The following is a 10,685-nucleotide window of genomic DNA, read 5'->3' as shown; positions in this document are numbered from 1 at the left end:
TGTGGATCTTCGTGGCGTGGGCCTCGCCCAGCGCACCGCCGAAGATACGGAAGTCGTGCGCGTAGACGAAGACGGTGCGGCCCTCCACCGTGCCCCAGCCGGTGACCACACCGTCCGTGTACGGCTTCTTGGCCTCCAGGCCGAACCCGGTCGCCCGGTGCCGGCGCAACTGCTCGACCTCCCGGAACGAGCCCGGGTCCAGGAGCAGCTCGATCCGCTCGCGCGCGGTCAGCTTGCCCTTGGCGTGCTGCGCCGCCGTCGCCTTCTCGCTCGGCCCGGCCGCCGCCTGGGCACGGATCTCGTGCAGTTCGGCTACTCGCCCGCGCGCGTCCGTCGGCTCACCCGGCGCCTCATCCAAAACGGTCATGTAGCGACTCTACGAAGCGGACCGAGGAAAGCGAGCCGTCGACTCCGTACAGTCTCCGACGTGTTTTCCTGGTACCACTGAACAGAACCTCGAGAACATGCAGCCGTTTCGACTGCTCAGGGGGCCTGAGCCTTGTAGAGGTCGCACAAAGCCGTCAGCTGAGAGTCACCTCACATTCGTGGGTGGTACATACCACCCCTGGAGTGACACGGAGGTGCAGCCGGCGCCCGGTGGCGACGATCCCGACCGACTCGTCGGCCCTCACGACGCCCCTCACCGGGTGGTCCCAGACGATCTCCAGGGGCGCCCCCGTGCGCGGCGGCTCGCTCACGCAGAGCGTAGCGGTACGGCCTCGGCGCCGGACCAGCACGCTCGCCCCCGCCGTCGCGGTGAGCGGACCGGCCGTGCCGGGCTGCCAGAAGTTCGCCGCCGTCAGGCCGAGCGAGGGTACGGCGACGGCCTGGCACCGGTCGTCGTTGGCGAGGACCGTCATCCATCCGCGGTCGGCGGCGCGTCGGGCGACCGTCCGGCGGGACGCCCCCGGCATGACGACGTAGACGTACCCGGCGCCGTCCGGGTCCGTGCCGTGGTCCAGCCACAGCGTCTGCCAGCGGCGGGTGCGGCGCTCGGTGGTGCTGGTGGTGTTGATGTCCGACCAGGCGCCGGTGCGGTCCTCGCGCAGGGTCCGCAGGCCGCCGTCGGGCACGATCCAGCCGCCGTGGCCCTCCAGGTGGGCCCAGTCCCGGCCGCGGGTGAGGGTCTGGGTGCCGCCCTCCCCGAGGTTGCGGTTGTCGACGACCGTCTCGACGGGGACGCCGTCCACGCAGGTGATGCCGGCGCCCAGGCAGACCACGGCGTCGGCGAGGAAGTACCAGGACTTGCGGGCTTCGAGGGTGGATCCGAGACCCTTGAGGTGCTGGCCGACTGCGGCGTACTCGCCGTCGGTCGCCCCGCCGACCCAGCGCACGTCGGGCTTGGGCTCGCCCCACTCTCCGCCCGCCCGGTCGGGGAGCCGCCGGGTGGAGACGGTGGTGCCGGGCAGGCGGTACCAGTCGACGGTCGGCCAGAACCAGTCGGTGTACTGGTCGGACCGGCTTGCGTCGGCCCACCAGGTGAGCATCCCGGAGCCGGTGTGCCAGCCGCGGGGGTTCTCGCCGTTGCCGCACTCGTAGTGGGCGATGCGGTCGCTGGCCATGGCGAGGCCCGCGGTGAACGCGGGCCGGCGGTGCACGGCGCGGTCCATGGCGGTGTAGAGGTGGTGTCCGGTGGGTTCGGGCGCGGCCTCGACGGGCGCGTCGGCGATGGCCCGCAGCCGGGCCAGGTCGGCCACCCCGAACTGGGGCGCGGTGAGGACGGGGGTGACGGTGTCGCGTGCGATCCAGCCCTTGATCCGCGCGTGCCAGCGGCCGCGCTCGGCCTCGCTCGCGCCGCCCGCGAGCACCGCCATGGCCGCGATGAGCTGCTGCCCGTGGAAGTGGTCGCTGCGCATGACGTGCAGGTCGTCGCTCGCGAGGTATCCGCGGCTGATGGCGCGCCCGTTGACGCCGTCCATGACCAGTCCGTCGTGGATGAGCGGCGCGTAGGCGCGCTCAACGCTGTCGAGGACGATCTGCCTGCCCGGGTCGGTGACCTCCCACTCCGACCCGGCGAGCAGGGCGAACAGCCGGCCCAGCCCGTCCAGCATGACCTGGCCGTACGTCCCCGAGTAGGCGACCCAGGTGTGCTGGACGAACGACCCGTCGGCGTAGAGGCCGTCGCCCTCGGTGACGTACGGGAAGACGGGCGAGAGGGCGTCGCGGGCGAGGGCGATCTTGGCCGGGGTGCGGCCCAGGATGCCGCGCAGGGCGACGGAGCGGCACAGGTCGACGCGGTTGGCGCCGGTGGAGGTGCCGGTGTAGTCGCCGAGCATGGTGTCGGGGACGAAGTGGTCGACGGCGGCACAGGCCGCGGTGACGCGCTCGGGGCCGAGGTGGTCGTACAGGGCGGCCGTGATGTCCATGAGCAGGCGCGGGCTGCCGATCTGCCACTCCCACCAGTTGCCGTAGCGCGTGGTGGCGGGGTGGTAGACGGTGGCGGAGAGGTGGTCGAGGCCGCGCAGGACGTCGGCGAGGAGGGCCGCGTCGCCGGTGGATCCGGTGCCTTGCTGGACGTACGCCTGCGTCATGGTCCACAGCCGGCCGTAGCTGAAGGTGATGCCGGCGGGCGGGTCGAAGGGGTGGCCGGGCCAGAGCGACGTGGGGGTGGGGGCCATCGTGGCGCGGAAGGCGCGGGCGCGTTCGCCGGTCTCGGCGAGCCGTGAGGCGTACGGTTCGGCGGCCGGGTCGTAGCCGGTGCCGAGGGCGATGTCGAGCCAGCGGCGCCGGAGCGTGGCGTAGGCGTCCTCGGCTGCTGCGGCGGGGGCGGTGAGCGCCGGGGTGAGGCCGGCGGCCAGGGCCGCGGCGAGCAGGACGGTGCGTCGGGTGGGAGAGGCGGGGGGCCGGTGCGCGCGGTGCCGCGGAGAGGTCATGCTCATGCCGTCTATCACGTCCCCGAAGGACGGGGAAGCATGCCGTGCGGAGTGATCCTCCCGAGAAACATCGCGGATGATGTTGAAGATTGAACGGAATAGGTCTACGGTCGTTCTCGTTGGGACTGATTGAACATTCAACCAAAACCAAGGAGAACGTCATGGGCCTCTTCGGCAACAAGTCCGCCGCCGCCACCCCCGCCGCCGTCAACCCGGACCTCGCCGCCCTCACCGGCGACTACGCGATCGACCCGTCCCACACCACGATCGGTTTCGTCGCCCGGCACGCCATGGTCACGAACGTCAAGGGCAAGTTCCTCGACTTCACCGGCACGCTGCACCTGGACGGCACCGCCCCGGCCGAGTCCACGGCGTCCCTCGACATCACGATGGACAGCATCGACACCGGGTCCGCCGACCGCGACGGTCACCTGAAGAGCGCGGACTTCTTCAAGACGGACGAGTTCCCCACGATGACCTTCCGCTCCACCAAGGCGGAGGCCCTCGGCGGTGACGACTACCGCATCACCGGCGACCTGACGATCCTCGGCACCACCAAGCCGATCACCATCGACCTGGAGTTCAACGGCGCCGCCAGGGACCCCTTCGGCAACGAGCGCGTCGGCTTCGAGGGCAAGGCGGAGATCCTGCGCTCCGAGTGGGGCCTGACCTGGAACGCGGCCCTGGAGACGGGCGGCGTCCTGGTGTCCGACAAGATCAAGCTGAACTTCGACATCTCGGCGATCAAGCAGGCGTGAGGCCCCCGGCCCCCTCGGGGGCGGTGAAGTCCACGTCGGCGGCGGCCCGGACCCGGATACGGCGGCCGGGCCAGCCGATCGTCCGGTAGATCGCGTTGTACTGGGCGATCGAGCGGTCCGCCGGGACGAGATCGGCGTCCGCCTCACCGCGCAGCGAGGTGGTGTGCCCGTCGGCCACGACGACCAGGTCGTAGCCCCGGCTCAGCGCCTGCCGCGCCGTGGTGTCCACGCAGACCTCCGTGGCGAAGCCGGTCACGATCAGCTCGGTGACGCCGAGGGCCTTGAGCGTCCCGTCGAGATCGGTGGCCAGGAAGCTGTCGGGCGTGGTCTTGTCGACGACCGCCTCCCCCTCGCGGGGCGCCAGCTCCGGCACGACCCGCCACCCCTCGGTGCCGGGCACCAGTTCCTCGTCCCCCTGCCGCACCGTCACCACGGGCACACCGGCGGCCCGGGCCCGCTCGCTCAGCCCCGCGATCGCGGCGACGGTCTGCGCTGGCCGGTGGGCGATGCCCATCAGCGCGTTCTGCATGTCGATGACGAGGACGGCGGAGGAGTGCGGCATGGGGTCACGCTAATCGCTCGTGCCGCGGCGGGAAACGGGCTAGCCTTCCCTCCGTGAACAGCCCCGAAGCATCCAGACTCCGGCCACCGGCTCTCCGGTGGCCGTTCGTGATGTCGGACTGAGGGGCGCGCTCCGCGCGTACCCGGGCCGTCGTCGTCGTGACCGCCGCCGGACAGCCGTCCGCCGTGTCGTGTTCGACGTCGACTTCCGGAGTGCGGAGTTTCTTCATGCCGTTCGCTCTTCTTCTGCTGGGCCTTGCCGTGTTCGCCCAGGGAACGTCCGAGTTCATGCTGTCCGGGCTGGTCCCGGACATCGCGAGGGATCTACAGGTCACCGTCCCCGCGGCGGGGGCCCTGACCTCCGCCTTCGCGGTGGGAATGGTCGTCGGGGCGCCGCTGATGGCGGGCCTCGCACGGCGGTGGTCGCGGCGCGGGGCCCTGCTCGGGTTCCTGGTCGTCTTCCTCGCCGTCCATGTGATCGGTGCCGTCACCGACAGCTTCGGGACACTGCTCGTCACCCGCGTGGCCGGTGCGCTGGCCAACGCCGGGTTCCTGGCCGTCGCCCTGGTGACCGCCGCCGGCATGGTGCCGCCGCACGCCAAGGGGCGGGCCACGTCCATGCTGCTGGGCGGGGTGACGCTGGCCTGCGTGGTCGGGGTGCCGGCCGGGGCGCTCCTCGGGCAGGTGTGGGGCTGGCGGTCGGCCTTCTGGGCGGTGGCCCTGCTGTCGGTGCCCGCCGTGATCGCCGTCGCCCGGTCGGTGCCGGCCGGGGCCGCCGATGCCGCCGCTCCCCCGCTGCGGGGTGAGCTGGAGGCCCTGCGCAGCCCGCGTCTGTCGGTCACCCTGCTGCTGGGGGCACTGGTGAACGGGGCGACCTTCTGCACCTTCACCTACCTCGCTCCCCTGGCCACCGAGGTCGGCGGGCTGGACGGCGCGTGGACGCCCGGGGTGCTCGCGCTGTTCGGTGCGGGGTCGTTCGTCGGGGTCAGCGCCGGTGGACGGCTCGCCGACCGGCGCCCGGGGCCGGTGGTGACGGCCGGCGGGGCCGCGCTGTGCGCCGGGTGGGCGCTGCTCGCGCTCGGCGCCGGACACCCGGTGCTCGTGCTCGGGCTCGTGTTCGCGCAGGGTGCGCTGTCCTTCGGCGTCGGGTCCACACTGATCGCGCAAGCCCTCTACGCGGCGCCGGGCGCGCCCACGCTGGCGGGCGGCTTCGCGACGGCCGCGTTCAACGTGGGCGCGGCGCTGGGTCCGTGGGCCGGGGGCGCGGCGATCGGCGCGGGGTTCGGTTACCGGTCGCCGGTGTGGGTGAGCGCGGGCCTCGCGGCATGCGCCGTCGCCCTCGCCCTCGCGGCCCCGGTCGCGGGCACGGCCCGGTCGTGGGGTACGCGGCGGGCCTGACCGAGGCACCGCCCACCGGCGTGGTGGGGTGAGCGCGGGGCTCGCGGCCGCCGCCGGCCCCGCCTCCTCGGCCACCGGCACGGCCCGGCCGTGCCGTACGAGCCGGGCCTGACCGGGGCGGTGGGGGTGGGCTGTTCAGAAGCCTCCGCCGAAGTCCCCTCCGCCGCCTCCGCCGCCGAAGTCGCCGCCGCCGAAACCGCCGCCGAAGTCGCCGGGGTCGAAGTCGCCGCCGGACACGTCACCCCCGTCGTACCCGCCGAAGTCGCCGTACCCGGCGCCGTAGTCGGCCGCGTAGGCCGGGGTGGCCATCATGCTGCCCAGCATCGTGCCGACCAGCAGGCCGGGCAGGATGCCGCCGCCGAAGTAGCCGCCCGCCCAGGGGCCGTAGGCCGGGCCCGCGTCCCAGTACGGGCGGCGGCCGTAGTCGGTCTCCACCTCGCGGACCATGGGGTCCCGGCCGTCGGACAGGCGGGCCCGGTCGGCCGCGCAGACCGGCACCTCGCGCGTGGCGCCGCCCGGCGGGGTCCAGGTGGCGTCGGCGACGGACGGACCGTGGCGCGGGTCGAAGAAGCACGGCGGGCGGCGCTCAGGCAGGGGCCTGCCCTCACGGCGCGCGGAGAGCTGCGCGAGGGAGAAGCGGCCGTCCTCCAGTGCCTCGGTGACGGCCCGGACGTCCTCCGGCCGACGGGCGTCGGCCATGTACGTCTTCGCCTGGTCGTAGGCGTCCAGGGCGCGTTCGTAGTCGGCGCGCATCGCGTCGTCCGCGCGGGGCTCGGCGGGGTGGAAGTCCAGGCGGTCGAGTTCCTCGCCGAACGCCGTGATGTCCTCGTCGACCACCACCCGCAGCCGCTCCAGCGCCGCCCGCTGCTCCTCCTCGCGGCGGTGCCGGTTGCGCCGCACCAGCGCGTAGGCGCCCGCGCCGCCGACCACCACGACCGCGCCGGCGCCGATCAGCGCGCCCGTCGAGACGGCGGAGCCGCCCGAGTCCCAGGAGGCGGGGGCCGAGCCGCGCACGCTGCGCAGCGCGTCGTCGACGAAGTCGTTCAGCTGGGCCTTGGGGTCACCGGCGCCCTGCACGGCCGTGACCAGGTTGTTCACTCCCTGCCGGCTCAGCACGCTGCTGTCGGCGCGCGCGTCGAAGCGGTCGCCGAGGCGGATGCCGTACAAGCCGGTGATGCCGGTCTCCGTGCGGAGGTTCTGGAAGAGGTTCTGCGTCGGGTAGTCCGCCGGCAGGACCGCCACGAAGACCGGCTCGTCCGCGCTCTCGATCTTGTCGGCGAGCGCGTCGGCGTCCGCGTCGGACAGCAGGTCGGAGGCGGCCGGGTCCACGTACACGGGACTTTCACGCAGGGCCGCGCCGATCTCGGACACGTCCGTGGCCGCGTGGGCGCCGGGCGCACCGGCCATCAGCACCGCGAGGGCGGCGACGACCGGCACGACCAGCAGGCGTATGAGGACTTGCATACGGACGTCCTTCATACGTTCGAAAGTACCCGAATCCCCACCAATGAGACATCAGTGAGGACCGGGAAACCTCGCTCACCGGGCCGGTGCGACCCCCGCGCGCAGCAGGCCGTACGTGTACGCGTCCTCCAGCGCCTGCCAGGACGCGGCGATGACGTTCTCCGCGACGCCGACCGTGGACCACTCGCCCGTCCCGTCGGACGTGGAGATGAGGACCCGGGTCGTGGACTGGGTGCCGTGCACGCCCTCCAGGATGCGGACCTTGTAGTCGACCAGGTCGAGCTTGGCGAGCTCCGGGTAGATCTTCTCCAGGGCGACCCGCAGGGCGCGGTCCAGGGCGTTGACCGGGCCGTTGCCCTCGGCCGTGGCGACGATGCGCTCGCCCTTGGCCCACAGCTTCACGGTGGCCTCGTTGGCGTGGGTGCCGTCGGGGCGGTCCTCGACGATCGCGCGCCAGGACTCGACCTCGAAGTACTCCAGCTTCCTGCCCTCGGCCTCCGCGCGCAGGAGGAGTTCGAAGCTCGCGTCCGCGGCCTCGTACGTGTAGCCCCTGAGCTCGCGCTCCTTGACCCGCTCGACGACCCGGCCGACCAGTTCGCGGTCGCCGCCGAGGTCGATGCCGAGTTCCTTGCCCTTGAGCTCGATGGAGGCGCGGCCGGCCATGTCGGAGACCAGCATGCGCATGGTGTTGCCGACCAGCTCGGGGTCGATGTGCTGGTACAGGTCCGGGTCGACCTTGATCGCTGAGGCGTGCAGACCGGCCTTGTGCGCGAAGGCGGAGACGCCGACGTAGGGCTGGTGGGTGGAGGGGGTGAGGTTGACGACCTCGGCGATGGCGTGGGAGATCCGCGTCATCTCGCGCAGCCGGCCCTCGGGCAGCACCTTCTTGCCGTACTTCAGCTCGAGGGCGGCCACCACGGGGAACAGGTTGGCGTTGCCGACGCGCTCGCCGTAGCCGTTCGCCGTGCACTGCACGTGGGTCGCGCCCGCGTCGACCGCCGCGAGGGTGTTGGCGACCGCGCACCCGGTGTCGTCCTGGGCGTGGATGCCGAGCCGGGCGCCGGTGTCGGCCAGCACCGTGGCGACCACGGCCTGGATCTGCGCCGGGAGCATGCCGCCGTTGGTGTCGCACAGGACGACGACGTCGGCGCCCGCCTCGGAGGCGGCGCGGACGACGGCCTTCGCGTACTCGGGGTTGGCGCGGTAGCCGTCGAAGAAGTGCTCGCAGTCGACGAAGACCCGGCGGCCCTGGGCCTTCAGGTGGGAGACGGTGTCCGCGACCATGGCCACGTTCTCGTCGAGCGTGGTGCGCAGCGCCAGTTCGACGTGCCGGTCGTGGGACTTGGCGACCAGCGTGATCACCTGGGCGCCGGACTCCAGCAGCGCCCTGACCTGGGGGTCCTCGGCTGCGGTCGTTCCGGCGCGGCGGGTGGAGCCGAAGGCGACCAACTGGGCGTGCTGGAAGTCGATCTCCTGCTGGGCGCGGGCGAAGAACTCGGTGTCACGGGGGTTCGCGCCGGGCCAGCCGCCCTCGATGAAGCCCACACCGAAGTCGTCCAGGTGCCGTGCGATGGCCAGCTTGTCCGCGACCGTGAGGTTGATGCCCTCGCGCTGCGCGCCGTCGCGCAGGGTGGTGTCGAAGACGTGGAACGAATCGTCGAGTTCGCTGGTTGCGGTCATGATCTGAAGGCTCCTGTAGGGGATCTCGGTCAACCGGAATGACCGGCTCCACCGTCCATCTATGATCCCTCGCGCTCTCTTCCCGGCTTGAGGTGGGCCAGGAAAACGAAAAACCTCTCGCGGGTGCGAGAGGTCTGCGCGCGGGTCGAGGACGACGGTGTCCACCCGTACCTGGTCGTACGTGATGGTCACTGCGGACCGGCGCGCCTGCTGCCAATAATCATGGCGAACGAGAGCACGGCGGCAGTCTGGCACAGTCCGTCCCGCTTCTCACCGTCCGTCTCAGGATGCGAACGGGGAGCGTCCGCGTCAGGCCTCCGCGTAGAGACCGTCGGTGAGGAACTCCCTCACGTGGCCGAGGACCTGCGCCCGGTCCGTCCCGCGCAGCCCGATCGCGACGTGGATGGCGAAACCGTCGAGGAGGGCGCGCAGGCGGGCCGCGAAACGGTCGGGGTCGACGGGGCGGAACTCGCCGCGCGAGACGCCCTCGGCGAGCAGGGCGACGAGGTCGCGGTGCCAGGCGCCCTCGATGGCGGCCTGCCGGTCGCGGGCCTCGTCGTCCGCGTTCTGCGAGCGGTTCCACACCTCCAGCCACAGCGTCCAGTGCGGGTCGCGGTGGCCGTCGGGCACATAGAGGTCGACGTAGGCGTCGAGGCGTTCGCGGGCCGTGCCCGCCCGGGTGAGCAGGCGGGCGCGCTCCGCGCCGAGGCGGCCCTCGCTCCACTCCAGGGTGCGCAGCAGCAGCTCGTCCTTGGAGTGGAAGTAGTAGAGGAGATGGCCGCTGCTCATGCCGACCTCGCGGCCGAGCGCCGCCATGGTGAGCTTCTCCAGGCCGCGCTCGGCGATCATCTCCATGGCGGCGGCGAGCACGTTCTCGCGCGGCGGGGCCTGCCTGCGCCCACCACCGGCCATGTCCCCGCTCCTAGATCCTCGGCTGCTGCTGTGTGATGCAGTGGATGCCTCCGCCGCCCGCGAAGATCGTACGCGCGTCCACCAGGGTCACTGTGCGCTCGGGGAACAGACGGCGGAAGATGCCCGCCGCGAGTTCGTCGTTCGGGTCGTCGAAGGCGCAGAGGACGACGCCGTCGTTGCACAGGTAGTGGTTGATGTACGAGTAGTCGACCCAGTCGCCCTCCTCGTCCTTCAGGACCGTCGGGGCGGGGATCTCGACGACCTCCAGGCGACGGCCCTTGGCGTCGGTCTGGCCACGGAGGATGTCCAGGTACAGCTGGGAGCGGGCGTGGTCGGGGTGGCCGGGGTCGCGCTGGCTGTGCACGACGACGGTGCCCGGCCGCGCGAAGGCCGCGACGATGTCGACGTGGCCCTGGGTGCCGTACGTGCCGTAGTCGCCGGCCAGGCCGTGCGGGAGCCAGATCGCCTTGGTGGTGCCGAGCTTGGCGTGGATCTCCGCCTCGACCTCCTCGCGGGTCCAGCCGGGGTTGCGGCCGGAGCCGAGCTGGACGGTGTCGGTCAGCAGGACCGTGCCCTCGCCGTCGACGTGGATCGCGCCGCCCTCGTTGACGAGCGTGCTGCTCAGTACGGGGACACCGGCGAGATCCGCGACATGGCGGCCGATCTTGGAGTCGTGCTCCCAGCGGGCCCAGTCCTGGGCGCCCCAGCCGTTGAACACCCAGTCCACGGCGGCCAGACCGCCCTGCCCGTCCGTCACGAAGGTGGGGCCGATGTCCCGCATCCAGGCGTCGTCCAGCTCGCGTTCCACCAGGTCGACGTCGGGGCCGAGCAGCTCGCGCGCGGTGTCTCCCTGGCCGGGCCCGTGCACCATCGTCACCGGCTCGAAACGGCGCACCGCGCGGGCGACGGACGCCCAGGCCGCCCGGGCCTCGGCCAGCTCCTCGTCGTTCGTGAACGTCGGGTTGGGGCCGGGCCAGGCCATCCAGGTGCGTTCGTGCGGGGCCCACTCGGGGGGCATGCGGAAGGTCATGGAGGTGTC

General features: G+C 72.4%; 9 protein-coding genes. 2 read left to right on the top strand and 7 right to left on the bottom strand.

Annotated features, from left to right (window positions below; genetic code table 11):
* Together IEZ05_RS33935 and IEZ05_RS33930 are read right to left on the bottom strand one after the other, a co-directional pair.
* A partial coding sequence (locus IEZ05_RS33935) for a carboxyl transferase domain-containing protein (protein ID WP_308426982.1) occupies positions 1 to 367 on the bottom strand: 367 nt, incomplete at its 3' end.
* A 154-nt stretch (positions 368 to 521) separates the two neighbouring features.
* Positions 522 to 2,879, bottom strand: a complete 2,358-nt coding sequence (locus IEZ05_RS33930; RefSeq protein ID WP_373298902.1) for a polysaccharide lyase 8 family protein — start codon at positions 2,877 to 2,879, stop codon at positions 522 to 524.
* A 155-nt stretch (positions 2,880 to 3,034) separates the two neighbouring features.
* On the opposite strand from IEZ05_RS33930, the gene IEZ05_RS33925 reads away from it, so the two are divergent.
* Entirely contained in the window at positions 3,035 to 3,631 is a 597-nt protein-coding gene (locus IEZ05_RS33925; protein WP_189234158.1) for a YceI family protein, read from the top strand.
* On the opposite strand, the gene IEZ05_RS33920 is transcribed toward IEZ05_RS33925, so the two are convergent.
* The gene (locus tag IEZ05_RS33920; RefSeq protein ID WP_189234157.1) at positions 3,618 to 4,193 is read right to left on the bottom strand and encodes a cysteine hydrolase family protein; all 576 of its coding nucleotides are present in this window, start codon (positions 4,191 to 4,193) and stop codon (positions 3,618 to 3,620) included. The genes IEZ05_RS33925 and IEZ05_RS33920 overlap by 14 nt on opposite strands.
* Positions 4,194 to 4,420: 227 nt before the next feature.
* Here IEZ05_RS33920 and IEZ05_RS33915 point away from each other — a divergent pair, with 227 nt between their 5' ends.
* Positions 4,421 to 5,590, top strand: coding sequence for a Cmx/CmrA family chloramphenicol efflux MFS transporter (locus tag IEZ05_RS33915; protein ID WP_189234156.1), 1,170 nt, complete (start codon positions 4,421 to 4,423; stop codon positions 5,588 to 5,590).
* A gap of 135 nt (positions 5,591 to 5,725) precedes the next feature.
* Here the strand turns inward: IEZ05_RS33915 and IEZ05_RS33910 are convergent, their stop codons facing one another.
* From IEZ05_RS33910 to IEZ05_RS33895, 4 genes are all read right to left on the bottom strand, one after another.
* Positions 5,726 to 7,069, bottom strand: coding sequence for a hypothetical protein (locus IEZ05_RS33910; protein ID WP_189234155.1), 1,344 nt, complete (start codon positions 7,067 to 7,069; stop codon positions 5,726 to 5,728).
* Between the two features lie 60 nt (positions 7,070 to 7,129).
* On the bottom strand, positions 7,130 to 8,734 hold the full coding sequence (gene cimA / locus IEZ05_RS33905; RefSeq protein WP_189234154.1) for a citramalate synthase: 1,605 nt from the start codon (positions 8,732 to 8,734) through the stop codon (positions 7,130 to 7,132).
* Positions 8,735 to 9,043: 309 nt separating this feature from the next.
* A complete protein-coding gene (locus IEZ05_RS33900) occupies positions 9,044 to 9,646 on the bottom strand; it encodes a TetR/AcrR family transcriptional regulator (protein WP_189234153.1) in 603 nt (200 codons plus the stop codon).
* Between the two features lie 10 nt (positions 9,647 to 9,656).
* Positions 9,657 to 10,676 (bottom strand): agmatine deiminase family protein, encoded by a 1,020-nt coding sequence (locus IEZ05_RS33895; protein WP_189234152.1) that lies wholly within the window; start codon positions 10,674 to 10,676, stop codon positions 9,657 to 9,659.
* Positions 10,677 to 10,685: the final 9 nt, after the last annotated feature.

The organism is Streptomyces flaveolus (assembly GCF_014648815.1).
In the GTDB taxonomy this organism is placed as follows: Bacteria; Actinomycetota; Actinomycetes; order Streptomycetales; family Streptomycetaceae; genus Streptomyces; species Streptomyces flaveolus.
The sequence above is the reverse complement of the archived record's forward strand: the minus strand, read 5'-3'. Positions and strand labels throughout refer to the sequence as shown.